We start from the raw sequence: 23370 nt of genomic DNA, 5'->3' as shown, positions 1-23370 counted from the left end.
ATGGAATGTTGAAGAACTTGAGGATATCTGCAAAGCTTGCTTTGGGGTTCGGGCTGGTGCTCTCCATGTTCGCGGTGGCCGCGATCTTCAGCTGGAGCAGCATCTCGCACGTGCAGGAGGAGATGCGCTACCTGAACAAGCTCACGGACCTTTCGACCCTGATCAGCGACCTGGACGACGCGTTGAAGATCGTGACGAACAACCTGAGCGCGCTGCGCCTTTCGGAGTCCAAGGAGGACCTCGATGCACTGAAGAGCTCCCTGGACGCCCTGAGGGCCCATCCCAGGAAGGTCAACGATCTGGTGGCGTCGGAGCCGAGGATGCAGGTGCTGAGGGGAGGAACGTCAACTTCGGTGCAGGTCAGGACGCTTCCCGAGCTGGAGGGCTACATCGATGCGTTCGGCAGAAGCGTGGCCGCCTACGAGACGACGCTGCGCTCGCAGCAGGCGGCCATGGCCTCCCTCACGGACGACCTTGAAAAGACGACGGCGGTCATAGGCACGATCATCGAGAAGCTCTCCGCTCCGAAGTCGGAGACGACGGCCTACGACGCGGCGGGCGTCGTCCGCAGCGAGACGAACGAGGTGGGGACTGCGGAGGACCTGCGGTACAAGTTGACGCTCTTCCGCAGGCAGTACGTCTATGCCCTGTACAAGCGGGATGTGGCGCTTCTGGAGGGCGCGGCGACGGACTTCGACAAGTGGGCCGCGGACTACGAAGCCTTCCGAAGCTCCGCCTCCGAGGACTGGCTGAAGGACCTTACGGCCTCGAACGATGGCCTGGTGCGCTCCACCAGAGGGGACATGGAGAGCATCCTGAAGGCGTACCGCGAAGCCCGGTCCGCCATGGAGGACTGCCTGAAGAACGCCAGCGGGATCAAGGACTGTGCCCTGAGCATCTACAGCCTGACCGACCGGAGGGTCAACGAGCTCATGATGGGGAGCTACAGCGCCCTCAGCAGCGCCCTGACGCTGCTCCTGTCCCTGGTGGTCCTGTCCATCGTCCTCGGCGCGTTCATCGCCTGGGCGATCGCCCGCGGCATCTCGAAGCCCCTCGGGATCGTGGTGGACCTCACCGCGCGGGCCGAGGGCGGCGACCTCACGCTGAAGCGGGAGGACTTCCCCTACGACGGCCGCGACGAGCTGGGCGCGCTGGGCGAGGCCCTCATGAAGATGATCGCGGCCCAGCGCACGGCCGTAAGCGAGGTCCTGACCACGGCGGACCAGGCTGCGGCGAAGTCCGTCGACATCCTGGACAACTGCAAGAGGAGCCTGGACTCCGCGACCAGGGTGAAGGACGCCGTGCAGAAGGCGGTCGCCCTGATGGAGAATAACTCCTCCTCGCTTCAGGAGAGCAACGCGGGGACGGAGGAGATGTCCGCCGCGTCCATGACCTCCGCTCAGGCGGCGACGGACTGCGCGGAGTTCATCTCCAACATGACGACGGTGACGAACAAGGCGGTCGATACGGTGCAGGGCACCATCAAGGACATGGGCGAGCTGCAGAAGAAGACCCAGGAGAGCGGACAGAAGCTCCAGGACCTGGTGGATTCCGTGGACAAGATCAGCGAGTTCGTGGGCGTCATCACCTCCATCGCGGACCAGACGAACCTCCTGGCGCTGAACGCGGCCATCGAGGCGGCACGCGCCGGCGAAGCGGGGCGCGGCTTTGCGGTGGTGGCGGAGTCCGTGCGGAAGCTGGCGGAGGAGTCGAACCGCGCGGCGGGGAACGTTCGGGCCCTCATCGAGACGCTGCAGGGCAGCGCAAGGGAGACGAAGTCTGCCAGCGACGAGACGGCGACGCTGCTGAGCCAGACGATGGAGAAGGGGACGTCGGCAAAGGACTCCCTGTCCGAGGCGATGGAGCAGATCGACAAGGCCAACGACCGAATCCAGAACATCGCGGCGGTGGCCGAGGAGCAGGCGGCCTCCAGCAAGGAGATCGCGGCGGGCATCGACAACGTGACGAAGTCCAGCTCCGAGATCCTGGAGCACCTCGAGAAGATCGCGGAGGCCATGGACGAGACGACGGCCGTGTCCACCAGCACCACGAAGGAGTCGGACGCTCAAGCCGATCTGGTGCAGCACGTGAAGGACGCCATCTCCGTCTTCAAGGTGGCGGACTCGGAGGACAGGGGGCGCCGCAGCCGCAAGGCCCTGCACGGCTAGAGGCCCGCTGCACGCAGCGAGCGTAGACGAACTTTTGGGAAAAAACGGGAGAGGTCCTCTGGCGAAGAAAGCCGGAGGACCTCTCCCGTTTTAATACCAATTTGCGTCTAAAGGGCAAGAAAGGCCCCCCTGCAAGGGGGGCTGCCCCGAAGGGGCTGGGACTGACGGCCCGTGAGCGTCAGTGAACGGCTGCCGGAAGGCTCCCCGAAGTGGGGGACTGACGGCCCGTGAGCGTCAGTGAACGGCTGCCGGAAGGCTCCCCGAAGTGGGGGACTGACGGCCCGTGAGCGGTAGCGAACGGCAGCCGGAAGGCTTCCCCGAAGGGGGGGTGTCGTTGAGCATGAGAAACGACCCCTCCGGTCCTCCGGACCACCTCCCCTTTCAGGGGAGGCAAAAAGAAGCGGCGCGCTTTAGGCCCCCGGTTTTTCAGGCCCCCCTGGAAGGGGGGCTGCCCCGTAGGGGCTGAGGGGTTGTCGTTGAGCATGAGAAACGACCCCCTCCAGTCCTCCGAACCACCTCCCCTTTCAGGGGAGGCAATCCATATTAGAGGTGGGTCACGAGGGCGCAGCGGCCCGTTCTGCGGTCAGGTCCTCCGTCGTGAAGTCCACGGCACGACGCAGGTCCTCCAGCGAGAGCTCCATCATCCGGCCTATTTTTCCGGCGCTGACGATGATCGTCGCGAGTCCCTCTGCCGAGGCGTCCACGACGGTCCGAAACGTTTTCTTCATCCCCACGGGAGAGCAGCCCCCGTGTACGTAGCCGGTGAGGGGCAGAAGCTCCTTTGATCGGACCATCTCGACGGACTTCTCGCCCACGGCGCGGGCTGCCTTGCGCAGGTCCAGCTCACGCCCTCCGGGCACCACGAACACGTAGTGTTCGTGGCTCCTCCCCACGGTGACGAGGGTTTTGAAGACCTCGTCCGTCCCGCGCTGCAAAAGGCGCGCTGCCTCCACGGCGCTGACGGCGGCGGCCCCGCTCAGGGGCACCGTGAGGGGGGTGTAGCTTGCCCCGCACGCCTCGAGCCGGCGCATGGCGTTCGTCCGATCCGCCGTCCCGCCGCTCACGGTCGCAGCCCTTCCTCCGCCGCGCGCTCGAGCATCCTGCCTCGGTCCAGTGGGCGCACGTTCTGCACGATCCAGTCGCGCATCGCCGCGCCCTCCGGCGTCTCCTGGGACGAGGAGAGGAACTTCAGATCGATGCCGAGCTCCCGCGCCGCGTCGTGAGCCAACACGGGCCAGACGCGGCCGATGTCGCCGATGATGGGCAGGCTGCCCTCGTGGCGCGCAAAGGCGGACATCTCCATGCGGAAGGGGATCCTTGCGGCCTTCGTCTTGGGCAGGCCCCTGTCGATGGCCTCCTGGACCGTCCGGGACAGCTCCACGGCGCGCCGCAGGTTCTCGTCCAGGTCGATGCGCACCAGCGTCTTGTCCCGAAGGCTGTAGGTGGCCTGGCCGGACCAGCTGGCCCAGATGCCGTGCCCCGTGTAGCACTCGAAGGGGCCGTCGTGGACCTCCTGCGTCAGGGCCACGGCGGACTCGATGATGACGTCGCAGGCGGCCAGCATTCGGGACAGGCGCATGGAACGCTGGGAGATCGGAATGCTGTCCCCGATGGACATGCCCACCGCGCCGCCGCCGATGAGCTGGGGGATGGTGACCAGCACGGGCACGCCGCGTTGTGACGCCGCGCCCAGCATGGTCATGGGGTCGCATCCCCAGCCGGCGACCTCCTCGAAGGGGAGCCCGTATATCCGGGCCAGGTTCATGATCTCCCCCGCCAGCCGCTCGCCTCGGAGCCCCATGGGGTAGGCCATGTTGCCCGCCGCCTTGATGATGTCGCTGTGTACGGGGAGGTCCCCGCCACGCCTCAGCAGGTCCTCGTCCAGCGGCATTTCTCGCCGGAGCTCCTCCAGCTCCGCCTCCGTCATGCGCGTGAACTCGAAGAGGCCTCCCCTCGGCAGGAAGCGTTCCTCCAGGCCAAGCGCGGCGGCGTCCACGCGAAAGACACGATCCAGCGCGCCGCCCATCTCGTGCGAGACGACGGCCGAGCTGGTGGACACCGCGTCCACCAGCCCCGCGCGGATGAGCTCCGCGAGGAGCGTCGTGACCCCCTCGTGAATGTTGGGGCCGCTCCCCGTGACGACCATGACCTTCCCGCCCTGCCTCTTCGCCGCGACGATGCGGCGGACGGCCTCGTTCAGGGCCTCGCGGGAACGATCGTCCAGAGAGGCCCTGAACCCTTCGACCTGCGGCGCTCCAAAAAGCGTGTTCATCGTTTGTCCTCGTCCTCCTGATCGGTATAGCGATCGATATGACGCAATCCTTGACGGCGTGCGGGTCCGTTCACTGAGCCTTCACGTCCTTCACGTACTCGCGGATGACCTCCCAGGTCCGCGCCGACGCGCCGCCCAGCGTGTCGAAGTAGGCGCGGGACGCCTGCCGCACCGCCTCCCGCGTCGCCGGGTCGAGGGCGGCCGTCCAGACGCTGGCCAGCTCCTGGGGGCCGTGCACGCAGCGCGCAACCCCCAAAGCGTCCATTCGCTTCGTGTCGGGGAAGTCCGTCATGCTGGGGCCGTGGGCGGTCGTGATGCCGAACAGCGCGGGCTCGATGGGGTTCTGTCCGCCCTTCGGCACCAGGCTTCCCCCGACGAAGGCGGCGTCGGCTGCCGCGTAGAGGTCGAAGAGGATTCCGATGCGATCGACCACGGCGATGTCCCACCCGTCGGAGAGGCGGGACAGGAGGTCGGCCTTGAGGTCCGGGTAGGGCAGTGCCGCGGCGACGACCAGGAGGGCCCGCTCCGGGTGGCGCGGCACGATGACGAGCCGGGCCTCCGGATGCCGTTGGCGCACGATGCGGAAGGCCGAGATGACGGCCTCCTCCTCCCCCTGGTGGGTGCTGCCCGCCACGAAGAGCGGCGCGCTCCCCCGCCGCAGGTCGGACCAGACTTCCTTCCTGGCCCCGTCCAGGCGGTCCAGCAGGGCGTCCACCTTGCAGTCGCCCGTCACGGTGATCTTCTCGCGGGGCACGCCCAGGGCCGAGAAGTTCTCGAGGTCCTCCTCGAAGCGCACCAGAAGGCGCGTGAAGCACGACAGAACCCCGCGCCAGAAGGGGGCCTCGCGCCTCAGCCTGGCGAAGCTCTCGCTCGACAGGCGTCCGTTGGCCAGGAACGTCGGGATGCGCCGCGCCTTGAGCTGAGACAGCATCTCAGGCCAACGCTCCGTCTCCATGGCGACATAGGCTGCCGGCCGGACGGCGTCGAGGGCGCTCCGCACGTAGCGTCCGACGTCCCAGGGGCTGTAGATCATCCGGTCCACCCGCCCGTCCAGCAGGCGGCGGGCCATGTCCTGCCCCGTCGTCGTGACGGTGGAGAGGAGGATGGGACGGGCCGTCTCCTCCCTCATGCGGCGGATGACGGCGCTGGCGGACTGCACCTCTCCGACGGAGACGGCGTGGACCCACACACCGCCCGCGGGCACGTCCGAGAAGCGCCCCATGCGCTCCTCGATGCCGATCCCCCTGTACTTCCGGCGGAGCCAGCTCAGGCCGCCGGCCCCGAAAAATGCGTTGATGCCCAGGCGATAGGCGGCCATCCCGGCCCGCCACGCCCAGGGCTCCTGATCCATTCGGTCCTTATTCGATCTCCGCAAGGGAGGCGCCTCCCGTTCGTCTTAAAGGTAAAAAAGGCCGTTGAGTCCGGAGGTGGCCCGGCCTCGGCGGAGGGACAAATGCCCTCTGTTTTTTATTATCCCATAGCCCCCTGGATTTTTTGCACCGCCTTATCACAGGCCCCGCGCTGCGCGCCCGGCATACGGCGTCGTCATAGTATATAATGATGGGCGTCGTTGCTGCCGAAATCGTCGACGTCGTCATCAAATCACCCATCGATACTATTTTTGAATTTTGGAGGCGAAGGCATTGGTTCGAACGGTGCTGCATGAGGTGCATGATCTGGGGCAGAGCGTCTGGCTGGACACGATCGGCCGGGATCTGATCGCGTCCGGGGGACTTGAACGTTGGATCGAGCAGGGCGTCGTCGGCGTGACGACGAACCCCGCGATCTTTGAGCAGGCCATCGCAAAAACGGAGGACTACGACCGGGAGATCACGGACCTGTTCGCTCAGGGGAAGGACGCGGCCGGGGTGTACGAGGCCCTGACGCTTCGGGAGGTGGGGGCCGCCGCGGACATCCTGCGGCCCGTCTACGACAGGACACAGGGCCTGGACGGCTACGTCAGCCTGGAGGTGAACCCCCTTCTGGCGTCGGACACCGACAGCACGGTGGACGAGGCGGAGCGCCTCTTCGGACTGCTGGGCCGCCCCAACGTTATGATCAAGATCCCGGCGACGCCGGAGGGCATCCTGGCCGTGGCGGGGGCCACCGCCGTGGGGGTGAACGTCAACGCGACGCTGATCTTCTCGGAGGAGCAGTACGCGAGGGTGGCGAACGCCTACCTCTGTGGGCTCAGGTCCTGTATCAGCGCGACGTTCCCTGCCTCCGTGGCCTCCGTCTTCATCAGCCGCGTGGACACGGCGGTGGATAAGGAACTGGCGGCGAAGGGGGAGGAATCCCTCTGCGGCAGGATCGCCGTGGACGGGGCCCGCATGATGTATCAGCACTTCAAGAAAGAGTCCTTCGCGGGTGCGGAGTGGAAGGAGCTGGCGGCGAAGGGGGCACGGGTCCAGCGGCCGCTCTGGGCCAGCACGGGGACGAAGAACCCCGCCTACTCCGACGTGAAGTACGTCCAGGAACTCATCGGGCCGAATACGGTCAACACCGTGCCCCCGAAGACCATCACGGCCTTCCTGGACCATGGGCGCGCCGCCGCGTCCATCGAGGACGACCTGGCCGGCGCCAGGGCGCGGCTGAGGCGCCTGGAGGAACTGGGCATCGACCGGAAGGCCATCTGCGCAAAGCTTCTGGCCGACGGCATCGAGTCCTTCAACGGCGCCTTCCGATCCCTCCTGGAGGCCATCGAGAAAAAGGCCGGCGCCAGGGCCTGACCCCGCCGCAGAACCTCAGGGCTGCCGTCCCTCAGCCGCGCCGGAGGGGCGGCAGCTTCGTCCGGCACGTCCCTGCCCCCGCGCTTCCCTGAGGAAACACTGATTAAGTCGTTGAGAACTGTCAACCGTATGGGCTTCCTTCAGTGGCTGAAACTTCATCAGGCCGCGCGAAGCGCGTGGGGATTGGGGCGTAGCCCCATTTTAAAATTTTAGGGCGCACTTTGCCCCTTGGCCCTGTTTCGCGTTACGCTTATGATAATATAACTGTGGAAAAGTATCGGGCCTTCGCCCGACTGGAGGAGTGTTGTTGGGATGATCGCTGCAAACATTTCGGTATTGGAGGAACTGCGCGCCCTGAAGCGGACGCTGCAGGACAGCCTTTGACCTGCCTGCCCTGGAGGCGCGCTCAAAGGCCCTGACCCAGGAGAGCGCGGCGCCGGACTTCTGGACGCGGGACGGGCACGAGGCCGTGCTGAAGGACCTGTCGGGCGTGAACGCGCGCATTGAAGGCTGGCGCCATCTTTGCTGCGAGATGGACGACCTGTCCGTCCTGGAGGACATGCTGCGGGACGCGGAGGATGCCGAGCTCCAGGGGGAGTTCGAGCGAAGGGCGGCGGAGGTCCGCCGCACGATGGAGCACAGCAGCCTGCTCCTGCTCCTGAACGAGGAATACGACTCGTCCAACGCGATCCTGACGGTACACGCCGGGTCGGGGGGGCTGGACTCCCAGGACTGGGCGGAGATGCTGCTGCGCATGTACCTGCGCTATGCGGAGCGCGATGGCCTCAAGGCGACGGTGCTGGAGGCGACGAACGACGAGGAGGCGGGCATCAAGAGTGCCACGGTGATGATGGAGGGCGACAACGCCTACGGGTTCCTGAAGGCGGAGCGGGGGGTGCATCGTCTGGTGCGCATCTCGCCGTTCGACTCCGCCCACCGCCGGCACACGAGCTTCGCGTCGGTCCTCGTCACGCCGGAGTTCTCGGACGACGTGGACGTCGACATCCGCCCGGAGGACCTGAAGGTGGACACCTACCGGGCCAGCGGCGCGGGGGGGCAGTACGTCAACCGGACGGACTCCGCCATCCGCATCACCCACCTGCCGACGGGCATCGTCGTCACGTGCCAGAACGAGCGCTCTCAGCACATGAACCGCCAGGTGGCGATGCACGTCCTGAGGAGCAAGCTCTACGAGCGCGCCCTTCAGGAGAGGCAGGACGAGCTGGCCTCCGTGGTGGGCGACAAGAAGGAGACGACGTGGGGCAGCCAGATCCGCTCCTACGTCCTGCACCCCTACACGCTGGTGAAGGACCACCGGACGGGGCTGGAAAAGGGCAACGCCCAGGCGGTGCTGGACGGGGATATCGACGACTTTATCATGGAGTACCTGCGCTTTCGCGCCCGCAGGGAGCTGTAGGGCGCCGGGCGGGGGCCTGCCCCCGATGGGGCGGGCGTCACTCCATTTATGGGAGCGCCGTCGGCTCACTTCATTTGGCGGCTGCGGTTCCTTTCTGACGGTTTTGCGAGTGCGTCAGCGATTTTCTTGAGCCCTTTTTAGATCATCTTCGGGCGAGCGTCTGCGGGGCCCCCTGAGGCGGCGGTTGGACGCCCCGGCCTGAAGGGACCCGGTTTCAGCTTTCGGAGGCGCTCCCCCGGTATCGAGGTGTTTTTCGTTGAGTTCATTACCCTGGACGTCCCTGCGGCGGGCAGCCGCCGCCCTTGCGATCCTTCTCCTGGCCGCCGGCCTGGGGGAGGGGGCCGTGCGCCCCTTCGTGCCGGAGGCCCCCACGCTCTCCGCGGCCTCCCTGAAGCCGGGCGAGCGCGGGGTCCTGAAGACGGTCCTCAAGGGGACCCAGCCGACGGACATCCCCGTCGAGGTGGTCAGCGTCATCCCCCAGAAGGGGGAGGTGGAGAACGTCGTCCTCATCCGCTTTCTGCCGAACTCGGATGAACGGGCGGGGAGGTTGGCCCAGGGGATGAGCGGCTCCCCCGTCTACGTTCGAGGGAAGCTCATCGGGGCCGTCGGGAGCGGTTGGGAGTTCGGCGATCACCGGCTGGCCCTCGTGACGCCGATCGACGTCATGTGCGCCATCTTCGCCCACGGGGAGAAGGCGGTCGCGTCGGGAGCGGCGCCGGAGGGCAGGGCCCGGCTGGCGGCCCCCCTGTCGGTCTCCGGCCTCTCCCAGAGGTCGGCCCGGCGGCTTGGCCGTGCCCTGGGGGCGACGCTCTCGGAGACGCCGGGTTCCTCCGGAGGTCGCCTGAAGGTGGCGGAGGGCGACTTCCGCTTCAAGCCGGGGGACTCCATCGCCGCCATGCTGGCCTGGGGCGACGTCGACGTCGCTGCGACGGGCGCCGTGACGGCCGTGTCGCGGGACGGCCGCTTCATCGCTTTCGGACATCCCTTTCTGAAGCGCGGCAGGGCCGCCTACCCGGCGGCGCGGGCCTACGTCCACGAGGTCGTTTTGAACCAGGCCTTTCCTTTCAAGCTGGCGAGCCCCCTGGACGTCGTGGGGACCGTCACCCAGGACCGAGCGGCCGGCATCGGAGGCCGTGCGGGGCAGTTCCCCGCCTCCATCTCCGCGACGCTGGTGCTGAAGGACCGGGATCGGGGGCACTGCATCGAGCGCAGCTTCCGCGTCGTGTCGGATGCGTTCCTGAGCGCGAAGCTCCTGGAGTCGATCTATGCGGGCCTGCTGGAGGACCTCTGGGGGCGCGTCGGGCAGGGCACGATGAGCGTAACCCTGCGGATCGAGGGCAAGGGGGTCCGTAACGGCTGGACCCGGAGCGACGTCTTCGTCTCCGACGAGGACGTCGGCGGCGTTGCCCTCAAGCAGTCCGCCCAGATCATGGATGCGTTTCTGCTGCAGCCCTTCGAGGCGGTCATGCCCCTGGCCTTCCGGCTGGAGGTCGAGGCGACGGAGGAGCCGCGGGTGCTGGTCATCGAAGGGGTGGACGCGCCGTCCGAGGCCCGGCCCGGCGCGGACCTGCCGGTGACGGTGACGCTTCGGCCCTGGCGGGGGCGCCCCGTGAAGCGCAGCTTCAAGCTGAAGGTGCCGGAGGACGCATCGGGCGTCTGCGAGCTCCTGGTCCGCGGCGGGGGCGCGCAGCCCCTGCCCCAGTTGAGCCTCGAGGGCGGCTGGAAGTCCATCGACAGCCTGAACCGTATGCTGGAGGAGATCGCCGCCTTCGACGCGAACGACGAACTCGTGGTGGAGCTGCTCAGCGACTCCATGGCGACGGCCCTGAAGAAGGTCGGAAAGGGAAAGGACGCGGGGGAGATCAACCGGGGTGGCGGCAAAAAGGACCCCAGGGAAAAGCCGCAGGGCCGCGGAGACGGAGAGAAGGAGGGGGTCCCCCCTGAGCTCCTGCCCGAGGAGACGGAGTACCTGAGCGAGACGAAGGAGCGCCGCATCCGGGAGGGGAGCCTTCGCGTCCTCCGGTCGGACCGCTTTGTGGACGGCCTGATGCGGCGGCTGGTGACGGTGACGGACGACTCCGATGAGGACTCTGACGGGAGCGGCGCCGGCAAGGCCCGGTTCTGACCCCATGGGTGCGACGATTGCGGGCGACGCCCTGCACAGGACGTCCTGGTGCCCCCCCTTCATTACGCTGGAGGGCATCGACGGTTCGGGCAAGAGCACCCAGGCCGCGCTCCTGGCCGAGTGGCTGGAGGCGGAGACGGGGCGGCCCGTGCTCCGCACGTTCGAGCCGGGCGGCTGGGAGGCGGGTCAGGCCCTTCGGGACCTGATCCTGCACGGCCGCATCCCGGACGCGGCCACGGAGCTCCTGCTGTTTCTGGCGGACCGGAAGGGGCACCTGGCGGAGGTCGTGCTGCCGGCCCTCGCCGCGGGACAGGTCGTCCTGTGCGAGCGCTACACGGACTCCACCAGAGCCTACCAGGCCGGAGGGCACGGGGCGGACCCGGCGTTTCTGGAACGTTTGGTGGCGGCCTGCGACTTTCCGGTGCCCGACCTGACGATCCTCCTGGACCTCCCCCCGCGGACGGCTGCGAAGCGCCTGGCGGACCGGGGCGGCGGGGACCGCTTCGAGGCCGAGGGGCTTGACTTCATGGAGAGGGTCGCGCGGGCCTATGCGGAGATCGCGCGGCGCGAGCCCCGGAGGGTCCTGGAGGTCCCGGCCGCGGGCGCTCCGGAGGACGTGGCGCGGGAGGTCCGGCGCGGGGTGCGGAGGCACCTTGGGGTGCTGCTTTGAACTCGCTCCGGGTGAAGCAGGGACTGGGCGGCGGGTCCGCGACCAAGGCCCCCGTCGGGGCGGGCGGAGGCGGCGGACGGCACGCTGCGCCCGCGGGCGCCGTCTCCGCAGCGAACTCCTTTGAGGCTGCGCTCGAGTCGTCGGAGCTGGAACAGCTCCTTGACCGGCTCTACGACATCTCCGACCGGTTGAGCGTCTTTCCGTCGGGGCGGCTTCTGGCGGAGTACCGTTCGGTGCTGACGGAGCTCCTGCGCCGCGCCATGCAGGGGCTGCGCATCAAGCGCGACCTGCGCTGGCGCAAGACGGACAAGAAGATGTACGTCACGATCGAGAGGACGGAGGCGGCCATGGACGAGCTGGAGGAGGCCTTCCTCTACGAGGGGGACCGCACGAGGGCGCTGGCCCTGATGGAGGAGATCAAGGGTTGTCTGATTTCTCTCCTGATGTGAGCGCGGAGCCCTTTGAGGCCCTTCGCGCCTGGCGGACGCTGGAGGAGGAGTTCGCGGCGGGGGACGTCCCCCACTGCCGGGCCGTCTCGGCGCCCCTCGCCTGGCACCCGGCGCTCCTGGAGCGCCTTGCGCGCCTGACGCTGAACGTCGGGCCCGACGCCCCCTCCCCGGTGCGGGAGGGGCACCCGGACCTGGTCGTGGCGGGGGAGGTCGGGCGGGCGCCGGACGTCGCCGCGTGCAGGGCGCTGATCCAGGACCTTGCCCTGAAGCCCGCCGCTTCCGTCCGGCGCCTGGGCGTCGTCCTGTCCGCGGACCAGCTGCTGCCGTCAGCGGCGAACAGCCTCCTGAAGCTGGCGGAGGAGCCTCCCTCCCACGCCTGCCTGCTCTTCCTCCTGGAGGGCGGCGTGATCCTGCCCACCCTCAGGAGCCGTGCCCGGTTCACGGTGCTCGCCGCGCCCGCCGCGGCGGAGGGCGCGGCGCCCCCGTCGAGCGACGGGGAATGGCTCGCCTGGGTGGAGGGGGCGCGAGGTGGGGACGTGCCGGTCGCTGCGGCGCTGGCGTCCTGGGCGACCTGGGCCCTGCGCCGCGGGGACGCCCCGCAGGCCGCAAAACTCGACAGGCTCAGGACGATTGCGGAGACGAAGAACCTCTCCGTCCCCATGCTCTGCGATCTTTTGATCTTAGCACTCAGGGAGGAACTTCCTTTTGAGCATTTATTTGGCAACTTTCGGTAAGCTCCGCTACCTTGGCCTGGCGGAGATAGCGGACGAGGCCCTGACGGAGTCCGGGTGGGTGCTGCTGAGGACGGTCCGGGGGCTTGAGATGGGCCGCCTCGGCGGTCACCTCTCCCAGGAGCAGGAGGCGAAGTACCGCGCGTCCTGCCTTGGGGAGAACGGCGAGCAGGCGCGTGGTCCGGAGCCCATGCTGCAGGAGGTGGAATTCGTCGCGAACGCCGGACCGGAGGACATGGAGAACTACCGCCGCTGCCGCAGCGACGAGGAGCGCGCGCTGGTCCGCGCGCGGGAGATCCTGCTGGAGCAGGACGGGCTGCGGATGAAGCTGGTGGACGTCGAGTACATGCTGGACCGCCGGAAGCTCTTCTTCTACTTCACGTCCGAGCAGCGCGTGGACTTCCGCGCCTACGTCCGAGACCTGGCGCGGGACTTCCACACCCGCATCGAGATGCGGCAGATCGGGGTACGGGACGAGGCCCGCGTCGTCAAGGGGATCGGGCCCTGCGGGCGTCCCTGCTGTTGCAGCTACTGGCTGCACGACTTCACCCCCATCTGCATCCGCATGGTGAAGGAGCAGAAGCTGGCGCTGAACCCCACCAAGATATCCGGCATCTGCGGTCGGCTGATGTGCTGTATGGCCTACGAACACGAGACCTACGGCGCGCTGTGGAAGGGGCTTCCCGGGCCGGGGAGCAAGATCAGGACGGAGAGTGGCAACTACGTCCTGGAGAGCGTGGACCTCGCCACGGAACGGGTGCAGGTGCGCACCCCGTCGGGGCGCGTCGCCGCTATCCCCGTAGCGGACTTCCCGGACTTCCGCGCGGCCGTGCTGCGCGGCGAGGAGTGGGGCGACGAGGAGGCCCCCCCGCGTCCCGGAGGCGCGGGGCGCCGTTCCCCTGTGGCAGGGCGTCGGATCGACCCGGCTCCCGCCCGCGGAGGGGACGGCAGGCGGAGGGACGTGCCCCCGGCCCCGGAGGAGCGTCGGCCCGGGCGGCGTGAACAGGAGGCCCGACCCGGCGTGGCGCGGGCCCCTCGCAGGGAGGAGGAGGGGGCGCCCCGACGCAGGGGCGGTCGTCCCCCCCGACGGCAGGAGGGGGAACGCCCTCCGCGCCCAGGGCAGGACGCCCCGGCCCCGACCCAGAGCGCGGCGGCGGATGGGGCCCGGCGTGGTGAGGAAGAACGCCGCCCGAGGCCACGCCGCAGGCCGGATCGCCCAAGGCGGCCACGGGGTCCCCGGAGCTCCGGCCCCGATGGGACCCAGGGGAAGGAGGAGGTCTAAATGGCGTTTTTTGCGCGTCTGAAGGAGGGGCTGAAGGGCGTCAAGGAGCGCTGGAGCGGCGGCATTGCGAGGCTGTTCTCAGGGAGCTCCTTTGACGATGCCTTCTGGGAGGAGCTGGAGGACCGGCTGATCGCCGGGGACGTCGGGGTCGAGTTGTCCGAGGAGCTGGTGGAATCCCTGAAGGGGGAGGTTCGGGCCCGCGGCATCGCTTCGCCGGAGGCGTTGCGGGACGTCTTCGTCGAGAGGATCACGGCGGAGCTCCTGTCCGTCCCCGGGATGGGGAAGCCCTTCGAGACGGAGCCCGCCCCCCAGGTGCTCCTGATGGTGGGGGTCAACGGCAGCGGCAAGACCACCTCGGCCGGGAAGCTGGCTCTGCAGTTCAAGGGGCAGGGGAAGGGCGTCGTGCTGGCCGCGGCGGACACCTTTCGGGCGGCGGCGGTGGAGCAGCTGCAGATATGGGGCGAGCGGGTGGGGGTGCGCGTCGTCGCCCAGGGACAGGGCAGCGACCCCGCGGCGGTGGCCTTCGACGCCTGGCAGGCCGCGCGAAGCGCGGGCGCGGACCTCCTCATCGTGGACACGGCGGGCCGCCTCCACGACAAGCACAACCTGATGGAAGAGCTGCGGAAGATCCAGCGGGTGCTGGTGCGGGAGGCGGGAGAGGACCGGGTTCAGACGGTCCTGGTGCTGGACGCGGTGTTGGGGCAGAACTCCGTCGCGCAGGCGGAGACCTTCAACTCCATCCTCCCCGTCTCCTCCATCGTGCTCACGAAGTACGACAACACGGCGAAGGGGGGCGTGGTGCTGGCCATCGCCCGCAGACTCCGCATCCCCGTGCGCTGCATCGGCCTGGGCGAGGCCCCGGAGGACCTCAGCCCCTTTGACCCGGCCGAGTTCGCGGCGGCGCTGATGGAAGGCGAGGCGGGGCGATGACCGCGGCGCGGGAGGCGGAGGCGGAGCGGCTTCGGTCGCTGTCGCGAAGCTCGCCGCTTTTGGTCTTCCTCAGGGCGATGTACGGCCTGATGTTGGACTATGGCGTCTACCTGCCCGACGGCGCGGACCCCATCGTCCTCTCGAAGGAGCAGCTGGTGCTCCTCGTGGAGCGGGGAAAGGCGGAGGCGCCGGTGCGCGACCTGCCGGCCCTGGCGAGGGACGGACTGTTCCGCCCCCTGGAGCCGGAGGGCCTGCCGAACCCGGACGTGCTCCAAGCCCTGGTCCTGGAGCGGCGCGGCGCCCGCACGGCGACGATAAGCGAAGCCGTCAGCCGGACGGAGCCGGAGTATCCGGAGTGGTGGGAGGCCCCCGTCCCCTTTGCCCTGTGCGCCCGGACGGGCGTGAAGCTGAACCGGGCGGCGGCGGAGGCGTTCGGGTCGGACCTGGAGCGGCTCAGCGTGGCGGACCTCCCTGAGAAGGACGAGTTCATCGTGGAGCTGGAGGGCAGGGAACGGCCCTGCTACTTGACCTTTCGCCGCGTCGATCGGGACGTCTTCATCGTGGACGACTGCACCGGGGACCTGGCGGAGGCGCAGGACATCTCCTGGTGGGCCGCCGTGGGCCGCCGCTGGACGACCGTCCTGGAGTCCGGGGGGGCCTCGTGGCGCCGCGTGGACGCCCCGCCGGAGGGCTTCAAGGGGCAGTCCTGGCCCTGCGAGTGGCAGGGGCGCTTCCTGGGCTACCTCTGCGTGGAGGGGCTGCCGCCGGCCGCCGAGCCCAAGCGGCGCAGGAGGACGAAGGACGACGGGGAGCCGGAGGCGCCCAGGAGGCGCGGGCGCAGGAAGACCGACGCCCCGAAGAAGGAGGACGAGGTCCTGAAGGCCATAGGCCCCCAGACGATGGCCCTCCTGACGCCGGGACAGGTGCGGCCCGATGGACCGGAAGCGGAGCGGGGCGGGCTCGATGCCTGACGCCGATCGTCGGGACGGGCCGCCGGTGAAGCGCATCGCAGGCGTCCTCTGGCCCGATGGCGACGAGGGGCGGCTGCGGTGGACCCTGGAGGCCCTGTCGGAGCTCTGGGGCGTGCCGGACCTCGTGGGGGAGCCTGTCCCCTTCACCTTGACGGACTACTATCGTGACATCGCGCCGCGCCTCGTGCGGACCTTCCTCTGCTTCCCCGGCCTCGTGGGGGCGGGAGGGCTGGCGGACTGGAAGCGTCAGTCCTGCGCCGTCGAGGCCCGGAGCCGGACCCCGCGGGCCGTCAACGTCGATCCCGGCTACGTGGACGGCGCGCGCCTCGTCCTGGCCTCCACCAAGGACCACGCGCACCGCATCTGGCTTCGGGACGGCGTCTACGCCGAGGTGACGATGCGCTTCCGGTTCGGACGGTGGACGAGCTTCGACTACACGTTTCCCGACTTCAAGAGCGGCGCCTACGACGGGTTCCTCGGCGCCGTCCGGGAGAGGTGGCTGGCGGAGCGGCCCTGCCGCGCCCCGTCGTACCGCCGGCTGGAGGGGGGAGCGCGCGGGGCAGGCGAGGCCGGGCGAAGCCCATCGCCTGAGTTTTGAGGGAGCGCGATGAAACGCCTGAGCGCGTCCTCTGCCGCGTCTTTGCGTCGGAGGGCGGGCACCCGGCGGATTCGGCGCCCCCTGTGAGGAGGATGTTTTAGAGTGATCGAACGGTATGCGGAGCGGGACGTTGACGCGCTCTGGACTGAGGAGAACCGCCTGAACGTGATGCTGAAGGTGGAGCTTGCGGCGGCGCGGGCGTGGTGCGAGATGGGGCGCGTCCCGGAGGAGGCGCTTTTGGACATCGAGGCCAACGCGCGCTTTTCCGTGGAGCGCGTCCACGAGATCGAGCGGGTGACGCAGCACGACGTCGTGGCCTTCGTCAGCGCCGTGGCGGAAAACGTGGGCGAGAACGGGCGCTACCTGCACCTGGGCATGACGAGCAGCGACGTGCTGGACACGGCGAGCTCCATCATGCTGCGCGACTCCATGGACATCATCCTGAAGGCGCTGGACGAGCTGGACGGCGCGGTGATGAGCCTGGCCCGCCGCTACAAGCGCCTGCCCTGCGTCGGGCGCACCCACGGGATCCACGCGGAGCCGATGACCCTGGGCCTGAAGTTTCTGAACTGGCACGCGGAGCTGCAGCGCGACCGCGAGCGGCTCGAGCTGGCGAAGCGGCACGTGTCGAGCGGCAAGATATCGGGCGCGGTGGGCACCTACGCGATGAGCTCCCCTGCTCTCGAGGCTCGCGTGTGCGAACTGCTGGGGCTTGAGCCGGCGCGCATCTCGAACCAGATCCTGCAGCGGGACCGCCACGCCGAGATGATGAACGCCCTCGCGGTCTTCGGCTGCACCCTGGAGCGCATGGCCCTCGAGGTCCGCAACCTGCAGCGCACGGAGGTCCGGGAGGCCTTCGAGCCCTTCGGCGCGGGCCAGAAGGGGTCGAGCGCCATGCCCCACAAGCGAAACCCCATCAAGTGCGAGCGCGTCTGCGGGATGTCGCGCCTCCTGCGCGGCTATGCCCTGACGGCCATGGAGAACGTGGCGCTCTGGCACGAGCGCGACATCAGCCACTCCTCGGCGGAGCGCGTGATCTGGCCGGACGCCCTCAACATCGCCGCCTTCATGGCGCGAAGCATGACCGGTATCCTCACGGGCCTCGTGGTGGACGAGGCCCGCGTGAGGGAGGACATCGACATGACGGGCGGGCTGGTCTACAGCCAGCGCGTCCTGACCTTCCTGCTGGACGAGCTCAACCTGTCGCGGGAGGCGGCCTACGCCGTCGTGCAGGAGAACGCCATGAGGACGGCGGCGGGGGAGGGACGCTTCCTGGACCTCCTGCTGCGCGACGGGCGCATCCAGGGCCTCGTGGCGCCGGAGCGCATCGAGGCCCTCTTCGAGAGCGACTTCTACGCGCGCTGGGTGGACGACATCTTCGCCCGCTTCGACGGGGATTGACGCGGGAGGCGGCCTTGCATCGTTTTTGCATGAAGGTCTACGGCTGTCAGATGAACGTCTACGACAGCGACCGGGTCCGCACGGCGCTCATGCGGCGGGGCTGGCGGGAGGCGGAGGAGGAGGACGCGGACCTGGTGGTCATCACGGGCTGCAGCGTCCGCGCCAAGGCCGAACAGAAGGTGTGGAGCGACCTGGGGCGCTACGAGGCGTCCTGGAGGGCCGGCCGCCGCCCCGTCCTGGCGCTGACGGGCTGCATCGCGCAGAGCCTGGGGAAACGCGCGCTGTCGCGCTTCCCCTGGGTGCGCCTCGTGTCGGGGCCGCGGCACATCGGCATGCTGCCGGACGGGCTGGAGCGCGTCGTGGCGGAGGACGTGAAGCTGGACCTGCTGGACGTGGACCCGCGGGAGTTCTTCGAGCTGGACGAGGTGACGGCGCGCCGCGAGAACCCCTGGCGGGCCTACGTGACCATCGCCTACGGCTGCGACAACTTCTGCACCTACTGCATCGTGCCCTACGTGCGGGGGCGCTTCCTGTCCCGCCCCGCCCCGGACGTCCTGAACGAGGTCCGGGCGCTGGTGGAGGACGGCGTGCGGGAGGTCACGCTGCTGGGCCAAAACGTCAACAGCTACGGTAGGGACCTGAGCGGCGGGCCGACCTTCGCGGAGCTCTTGCGGAGCGTGGCGCGGACGCCGGGGCTGGATCGGGTGCGCTTCGTCACCTCCCTGCCCCAGGACTTCACGCGGGACATCGTGGACGTGATGGCGGAGGAGCCGGCGGTGTGCCCCTCGCTCAACCTGCCCATCCAGTCGGGGAGCGACAGGGTCCTGAAGAGGATGAACCGCAGGTACGCGCGCCAGGAGTTCGTCGAGAAGGTGGAGATGGTGCGCGGGGCCCTGCCCGAGCTGGGGCTGACCACGGACCTGATCGTCGGCTTTCCCGGGGAGACGGAGGAGGATTTCGAGGACTCGCTGAGCGCGCTCTCCGAGATCCGATTCGACCTGGTGCACAGCGCGGCCTACTCCGAGCGGGAGGGCACGCCGGCCGCCACGATGCCCGGAGCCCTGCCCCAGGAGGTGCGACTCGATCGCCTGACGCGGCTCAACGAGCTGCAGGACGGGATCACGCTCTCCATCAACCGGGCTCTCCAGGGCCGCACGTACCGCGTCCTGGCGGACGGCCGTGCGCCGCGGGGCACGGGCCTGCTCCAGGGCCGAACGCCCACGGACAAGGTCGTGATCTTCCCCGGCGACGAGGCGCTCCTGGGACGCTTCGTCGACGTGCGGATCACGGAGGCGGAGTCCTGGTGCCTGCACGGGGAGACGGTTTAGTGGGATATACTGGCTCCGTCTGCAGGGAGGCAGGGGCGGAGCCGGGTGCCGTCGCGGCACGAAATTCTTTCGGCCCTCCGGCGTCCGGCCGCGGGGCAGGGCCTTCGGGAGGGCGAGGTTCTTCGATGTTTAAAAGGCTGTGGTCCATCTACGTGAGGTTCTTTCGGATCGGCGCGTTTACCATAGGCGGGGGCATCGTGATGCTGGGCGTGATCGAGGCCGAGGTCCGGGCCACGGGCGAGTTCACCGACGAGGAGATCGCGGACATGATCGTCCTGGCGACGGCGGTGCCCGGCCCCATCGCCACGAACCTCTCCTTCGTCGCGGGCAGGGCCATGGGCGGCCTTCCCGCCGCCGTCACGGCCGTCCTGGGGACGGCGACGGCCCCGTTCCTCAGCATCCTTTTCCTGTCCTCCCTCATCATCGAACACCTGAAGAACCCCTGGATGATCTCCTTCTTCCTTGGGGCGACGGCGGGGGTGGTCGTGGTGGTGTGGAATTCCCTGTGGAAGATGATCCGCTCCTCCGTGCTGAAGGGCGTCCCCCAGGCGCTTGCCTTCGCGACGACGGTGGGGCTCCTGTTCGTCTGGGACGTCAATCCTTTCATCGCCCTGGCCGCGGGAGGGCTGGTCTCGATCCTGGGCGGGCGCTTCCTCCCCGGAGGAGGGCGGGCGTCATGAGCACGGTCCTGCTCTTGATGGGCGTCTTTGCCAAGGTGGCCCTGGGCGCCTTCGGCGGTGGCCTCGCGACGATCCCCTTCATTCACCGAGAGCTGGTGGAGCTGCACCCGTGGCTGACGGAGGAGATGTTCGGCCAGACGGTGGCTCTGGCGCAGATGACGCCTGGCCCCGTGGCCTTGAACTCCGCGACGTTCGTCGGCTACCGCATGGCGGGGTTCTGGGGCTCCCTGGGGGCCAGCGCGGCGGTGGTGGGGGCGCCGCTCCTGGCCATCGCCCTCCTGCTGTGGCTAATCTCCCGCGCCTCCCAGAGGGCGCAGGGGCGGATCGCCGCCTTTGAAAAGGGCCTGCGCCCCGCGGTGGCCGGGCTCCTGTTCGTTGCCTTCTGCACGCTGGCCCGCCCCCTGCTGCCCGCACCCTCCTCCCTCCGCGCCATGCTGCCCAGGCTGGCCCTGATCGCCCTGGCCTTCCTCTGCCTTGCGCTCTCCAGGCTCAGGCCCTTCAAGGCCTACCCCCAGCTCCTGATCCTCTTCGCCGCCCTGATGGGGCTGCTCCTGAGGGGGCTTTTGGCAGCCCAATAGGCCCCGTTGCCCTTCGTCGGAGGGCTCCTTCCTTATCTTTTGCCAAGGAGTGATCGCCTTGTCCTGTACGTCCAACGTCCTGCGCTTTGACCCGCAGCGCTATCGCTATGCGTCGCGCCGTAACGTGGTCTACGGCTCCCGCGGGATGGTCGCCGCCTCTCAGCCCCTTGCGGCCCAGGCGGGGCTGGCCGTCCTGAAGGAGGGGGGCAACGCCGTGGACGCCGCCATCGCCACGGCGGCGTCCCTGACGGTGGTGGAGCCCACCAGCAACGGCCTCGGCAGCGACGCCTTCGCCCTCGTCTGGAAGGACGGTCGGCTCCATGGCATCAACGGCAGCGGCTTCGCCCCCCTGGCCTGGTCGCTGGACGCCTGGCGGGAACGGGGCTGGAAGAGGAACCCCGTGAACGGCTGGGGGGCGGCTACGGTGCCCGGAGCGGTAGCGGTCTGGTGCGAGCTCTCCCGCAGGATGGGGCGCCTGCCCCTGGCGAGGGTCCTTGCCCCCTCCATCGAGTACGCTCGGGGCGGGTACGCCGTTTCTGCCAACGTGGCCTTCAACTGGGCCAGGGCCTTTGAGCGGTTCAAGGTCCTCCGCTCGCCGGAGTTCTTCGCCTGGCTCCCCACCTTCTGCCCCCTGGGGCGGGCGCCCCGTGCGGGGGAGGTGGTGCGGCTGGAGGACCACGCGAAGACCCTGGAGGGCATCGCCGAAAGCGGGGGGGAGGACTTCTACCGGGGTGCGCTCGCGGCGGGGATCGTGGCCTTCTCGCGGGTGACGGACGGCTTCTACACCCTGGAGGACCTCGCCGCCTTCGAGCCGGAGTGGGTGGACCCCGTGTCCGTGAGCTACCGGGGCTACGACGTGTGGGAGATCCCGCCCAACGGGCAGGGCATCTGCGCCCTCATGGCCCTCAGCATCCTGAAGAACTTCGACTTCCGGGCGCGGGACGACGCCGAAACCTTCCACCGCCAGATCGAGGCCATCAAGCTGGGGTTTGCCGACGCCCATCGCTACGTGGCGGACCAGCGCTTCAGCCCCGTCCCCGTGAAGGAGCTTCTGGCAGACGCCTACGGCGCGGCCCGCAGCCGGCTGATCGAGGGCCGGGCCGAGGACCGCAGCGCGGGGGACCCCATGCCGGGCGGCACGGTGTACTTCGCGACGGCCGACGGCGAGGGCTGCATGGTCTCCTTCATCCAGAGCAACTACATGGGCTTCGGTTCGGGCGTGGTCGTCCCCGGGACGGGCATCGGGCTCAACAACCGCGGACACTGCTTCTCCCTGGACCCGGATCACCCCAACGTCATCGCCGGGCGCAAGCGGCCCTACAACACCATCATTCCGGCCTTTCTGACGCGGGAGGGGAGGCCCGTCGGGCCCTTCGGCGTGATGGGCGGCTTCATGCAGCCACAGGGGCACGTCCAGGTGGTGATGAACGTCGTTGACTTCGGCATGAACCCGCAGGAGGCGCTGGACGCACCGCGCTGGCAGTGGACCGGCGGGATGAAGGTCGCCGTGGAGCCGGGCTTCCCCGCGTCGGAGGCTCAGGCCCTGGAGGCCATGGGGCACGAGGTCGTGCCCGAGGTGTCCTCGAACGGCTTCGGGCGGGGACAGAGCATCTGGCGGACGGAGGACGGCTCGCTGGTTGGAGCCACGGAGCCGCGCACGGACGGCTGCGTCGCGGCCTGGTGATCGGGCCGGGGGAGGGGACGGGGCCTCTCCCCGCCCTCAGCCTTTGAACCAGCGGCGGCGGGTCAGGAGGTAGCAGAGGGGCAGCAGGTAGACGTAGGCGGCGTAGGGGACGGCCCCCGCTCCTGCGCCCATCATCGTCAGGGGCACGGAGCAGCCGATGCACCAGGGCACCATCCCTGCCGTGATCACCGCGGAGTTCGCGAGGTCCTGGGCGAGTTCCGCGGGGGGCAGGCCCCGCTCCCCGTAGGGGTGCCGGACGACGTGGACCGTCATCATGACGGCGACGGTCTGATTGCAGAAGACGGCGTTCGCCAGGGTCCCCAGGGTCAGGGTGACGGGGTAGGCCCCCAGCGCGTCCATCGCGCGCACGAGGCGGGACTGAAGGCCCTTCAGGATTCCCGTCCCGTCGAAGATTCCGGCGAAGGTGCCCGATATCATGAGGGCGGCGCTGATCTCCAGCATCGAGACGAGGCCCCCTCCGTTGAAGATCGCGCGGACGCTGCCCTCCGGCGCGTGGAAGCCCATGAGGGCGAAGCGCAGGGCCCCCGCCGTCCCCGTCCTCTGCAGGAGGACGGCGCAGAGGAACGCGCAGAGGATGCTGACGCCGAACGAGTGGAGCACCTTGACCTTGAAGAGGGGCAGGACCAGCATCACGAGGGCCGGAAGGGCGCACCAGGGGCTGAGGTGGAAGTCCAGGTTCAGGGACGTCAGCACCGCGCCCTCCCCGCCCAGCATGGGGTTTTTGAAGGAGAGCCACGCGTGGAGGCCGAGCGCGAGGAGGAGGGGCAGGAACGCGGTCCGCATCATGAGCTTGACGTTGTCGTAGAGGTCCATGGAGGTGAGGGCGGCGACGAGGTTGGCGCAGGAGGAGGCGGGAGAGGCCCGGTCGCCGAAGTAGATGCCCGACAGGATGGCCCCCGCAGCCGCCAACTCGTTCACGCCCCCGCTGCGGGCCACCGTCATGAGCGCCACGCCGAGGGTCCCCGCCGTGGCGAAGGAGGACCCCAGGGCGTAGGAGAGGGTGCAGGAGAGGAGGAAGGCCGACAGGATGAACGTCGAGGGCGAGAGCAGCCTGAGCCCCCAGGCGGTGAGGAGGGCGAAGGTCCCGGCAGCGCGCCACAGCCCCGTCAGGACCCCGATCGTCAGCATGACGCGGACGACGATGAGGGACTCCCGCACGCCCCTCCAGGCCATGCGGAGGAGCGAGGGGAGCGCGAAGCCCCGGCGCAGCCCCACGCCCATGAAGCCGGCAAACCCCGCGGCCAGCGCCCAGAGCATGGAGTAGCCGCAAGCCAGCGATCCGGCCATCAGGGCTGCGAAGACGGCGAAGACAAGGGTAAGCATTCAGCGTTTCTCC

The 23370-nt window shown here is 69.0% G+C and carries 20 protein-coding genes; 16 read left to right on the top strand and 4 right to left on the bottom strand.

All coding sequences use genetic code 11. The features are described from left to right. Window positions 1-5 precede the first annotated feature (5 nt). On the top strand, window positions 6-2168 hold the full coding sequence (locus ACK28C_RS11535) for a methyl-accepting chemotaxis protein (protein ID WP_015556534.1): 2163 nt from the start codon (window positions 6-8) through the stop codon (window positions 2166-2168). Between the two features lie 554 nt (window positions 2169-2722). On the opposite strand, the gene ACK28C_RS11530 is transcribed toward ACK28C_RS11535, so the two are convergent. The 3 genes from ACK28C_RS11530 to ACK28C_RS11520 all read right to left on the bottom strand — a co-directional run bounded on the left by ACK28C_RS11530 (window position 2723) and on the right by ACK28C_RS11520 (window position 5815). Continuing rightward, entirely contained in the window at window positions 2723-3232 is a 510-nt protein-coding gene (locus tag ACK28C_RS11530) for an aminoacyl-tRNA deacylase (protein ID WP_208873111.1), read from the bottom strand. Further along, window positions 3229-4440 carry a hypothetical protein gene (locus ACK28C_RS11525; protein ID WP_409152212.1) on the bottom strand — a complete coding sequence of 404 codons (1212 nt, stop codon included), beginning with the start codon at window positions 4438-4440 and terminating at the stop codon, window positions 3229-3231. Before ACK28C_RS11525 ends, ACK28C_RS11530 begins: the two co-directional genes overlap by 4 nt. A 70-nt stretch (window positions 4441-4510) precedes the next feature. After that, the gene (locus ACK28C_RS11520) at window positions 4511-5815 is read right to left on the bottom strand and encodes a 3-deoxy-D-manno-octulosonic acid transferase (protein ID WP_409152210.1); all 1305 of its coding nucleotides are present in this window, start codon (window positions 5813-5815) and stop codon (window positions 4511-4513) included. A 268-nt stretch (window positions 5816-6083) separates the two neighbouring features. On the opposite strand from ACK28C_RS11520, the gene tal reads away from it, so the two are divergent. The 15 genes from tal (at window position 6084) to ACK28C_RS11445 (ending at window position 22013) form a co-directional block, all read left to right on the top strand. Beyond that, the gene (tal, locus tag ACK28C_RS11515) at window positions 6084-7169 is read left to right on the top strand and encodes a transaldolase (protein ID WP_409152209.1); all 1086 of its coding nucleotides are present in this window, start codon (window positions 6084-6086) and stop codon (window positions 7167-7169) included. A gap of 312 nt (window positions 7170-7481) precedes the next feature. Further along, window positions 7482-8586 (top strand): peptide chain release factor 2 gene (gene prfB, locus ACK28C_RS11510; RefSeq protein WP_409152208.1). Its coding sequence is split into 2 segments (ribosomal slippage): window positions 7482-7550 and window positions 7552-8586, totalling 1104 coding nucleotides; the frame shifts between segments, so codons are not numbered across the junction. A gap of 256 nt (window positions 8587-8842) precedes the next feature. Beyond that, complete coding sequence (locus tag ACK28C_RS11505) at window positions 8843-10711, top strand: hypothetical protein (protein ID WP_409152207.1); 1869 nt, start codon at window positions 8843-8845, stop codon at window positions 10709-10711. 4 nt (window positions 10712-10715) lie between these two features. Next, complete coding sequence (tmk, locus tag ACK28C_RS11500; RefSeq protein WP_409152206.1) at window positions 10716-11381, top strand: dTMP kinase; 666 nt, start codon at window positions 10716-10718, stop codon at window positions 11379-11381. A gap of 11 nt (window positions 11382-11392) precedes the next feature. Next, window positions 11393-11830 (top strand): DUF327 family protein, encoded by a 438-nt coding sequence (locus ACK28C_RS11495; protein ID WP_409152205.1) that lies wholly within the window; start codon window positions 11393-11395, stop codon window positions 11828-11830. Continuing rightward, window positions 11806-12564: a hypothetical protein gene (locus ACK28C_RS11490; RefSeq protein WP_409152204.1), complete on the top strand. Its 759-nt coding sequence runs from the start codon at window positions 11806-11808 to the stop codon at window positions 12562-12564. The genes ACK28C_RS11495 and ACK28C_RS11490 overlap by 25 nt, the downstream gene beginning before the upstream one ends. After that, window positions 12536-13843: a regulatory iron-sulfur-containing complex subunit RicT gene (gene ricT / locus ACK28C_RS11485; RefSeq protein ID WP_409152203.1), complete on the top strand. Its 1308-nt coding sequence runs from the start codon at window positions 12536-12538 to the stop codon at window positions 13841-13843. The genes ACK28C_RS11490 and ricT overlap by 29 nt, the downstream gene beginning before the upstream one ends. Further along, window positions 13844-14773, top strand: coding sequence for a signal recognition particle-docking protein FtsY (ftsY, locus tag ACK28C_RS11480; protein WP_015556537.1), 930 nt, complete (start codon window positions 13844-13846; stop codon window positions 14771-14773). Then, the gene (locus ACK28C_RS11475) at window positions 14770-15744 is read left to right on the top strand and encodes a hypothetical protein (protein ID WP_409152201.1); all 975 of its coding nucleotides are present in this window, start codon (window positions 14770-14772) and stop codon (window positions 15742-15744) included. Before ftsY ends, ACK28C_RS11475 begins: the two co-directional genes overlap by 4 nt. Further along, the gene (locus ACK28C_RS11470) at window positions 15737-16342 is read left to right on the top strand and encodes a DUF4416 family protein (protein ID WP_409152200.1); all 606 of its coding nucleotides are present in this window, start codon (window positions 15737-15739) and stop codon (window positions 16340-16342) included. Before ACK28C_RS11475 ends, ACK28C_RS11470 begins: the two co-directional genes overlap by 8 nt. Before the next feature lie 102 nt (window positions 16343-16444). Beyond that, the gene (gene purB / locus ACK28C_RS11465; RefSeq protein ID WP_409152199.1) at window positions 16445-17743 is read left to right on the top strand and encodes an adenylosuccinate lyase; all 1299 of its coding nucleotides are present in this window, start codon (window positions 16445-16447) and stop codon (window positions 17741-17743) included. A 14-nt stretch (window positions 17744-17757) separates the two neighbouring features. Beyond that, window positions 17758-19071, top strand: coding sequence for a tRNA (N6-isopentenyl adenosine(37)-C2)-methylthiotransferase MiaB (gene miaB / locus ACK28C_RS11460; protein ID WP_409152198.1), 1314 nt, complete (start codon window positions 17758-17760; stop codon window positions 19069-19071). A 125-nt stretch (window positions 19072-19196) separates the two neighbouring features. Further along, entirely contained in the window at window positions 19197-19751 is a 555-nt protein-coding gene (locus tag ACK28C_RS11455) for a chromate transporter (RefSeq protein WP_015556538.1), read from the top strand. Further along, window positions 19748-20329: a chromate transporter gene (locus tag ACK28C_RS11450; protein ID WP_015556539.1), complete on the top strand. Its 582-nt coding sequence runs from the start codon at window positions 19748-19750 to the stop codon at window positions 20327-20329. The genes ACK28C_RS11455 and ACK28C_RS11450 overlap by 4 nt, the downstream gene beginning before the upstream one ends. A gap of 49 nt (window positions 20330-20378) precedes the next feature. Then, window positions 20379-22013, top strand: coding sequence for a gamma-glutamyltransferase family protein (locus tag ACK28C_RS11445; RefSeq protein WP_409152197.1), 1635 nt, complete (start codon window positions 20379-20381; stop codon window positions 22011-22013). A gap of 36 nt (window positions 22014-22049) precedes the next feature. On the opposite strand, the gene ACK28C_RS11440 is transcribed toward ACK28C_RS11445, so the two are convergent. Further along, window positions 22050-23357 carry a Na+/H+ antiporter NhaC family protein gene (locus tag ACK28C_RS11440; protein ID WP_015556540.1) on the bottom strand — a complete coding sequence of 436 codons (1308 nt, stop codon included), beginning with the start codon at window positions 23355-23357 and terminating at the stop codon, window positions 22050-22052. Window positions 23358-23370: the final 13 nt, after the last annotated feature.

Origin of the sequence: Fretibacterium fastidiosum (assembly GCF_964642095.1) — a bacterium.
GTDB lineage: Bacteria > Synergistota > Synergistia > Synergistales > Aminobacteriaceae > Fretibacterium > Fretibacterium fastidiosum.
The sequence above is the reverse complement of the archived record's forward strand: the minus strand, read 5'-3'. Positions and strand labels throughout refer to the sequence as shown.

Coding starts and splice junctions, on each gene's coding strand:
- ACK28C_RS11535 (WP_015556534.1), top strand. CDS start 6: ATGTTGAAGAACTTGAGGATATCTGCAAAGCTTGCTTTGGGGTTCGGG.
- ACK28C_RS11525 (WP_409152212.1), bottom strand. CDS start 4,440: ATGAACACGCTTTTTGGAGCGCCGCAGGTCGAAGGGTTCAGGGCCTCT.
- tmk (WP_409152206.1), top strand. CDS start 10,716: ATGGGTGCGACGATTGCGGGCGACGCCCTGCACAGGACGTCCTGGTGC.
- ftsY (WP_015556537.1), top strand. CDS start 13,844: ATGGCGTTTTTTGCGCGTCTGAAGGAGGGGCTGAAGGGCGTCAAGGAG.
- ACK28C_RS11475 (WP_409152201.1), top strand. CDS start 14,770: ATGACCGCGGCGCGGGAGGCGGAGGCGGAGCGGCTTCGGTCGCTGTCG.
- ACK28C_RS11470 (WP_409152200.1), top strand. CDS start 15,737: ATGCCTGACGCCGATCGTCGGGACGGGCCGCCGGTGAAGCGCATCGCA.
- ACK28C_RS11455 (WP_015556538.1), top strand. CDS start 19,197: ATGTTTAAAAGGCTGTGGTCCATCTACGTGAGGTTCTTTCGGATCGGC.
- ACK28C_RS11450 (WP_015556539.1), top strand. CDS start 19,748: ATGAGCACGGTCCTGCTCTTGATGGGCGTCTTTGCCAAGGTGGCCCTG.
- ACK28C_RS11440 (WP_015556540.1), bottom strand. CDS start 23,357: ATGCTTACCCTTGTCTTCGCCGTCTTCGCAGCCCTGATGGCCGGATCG.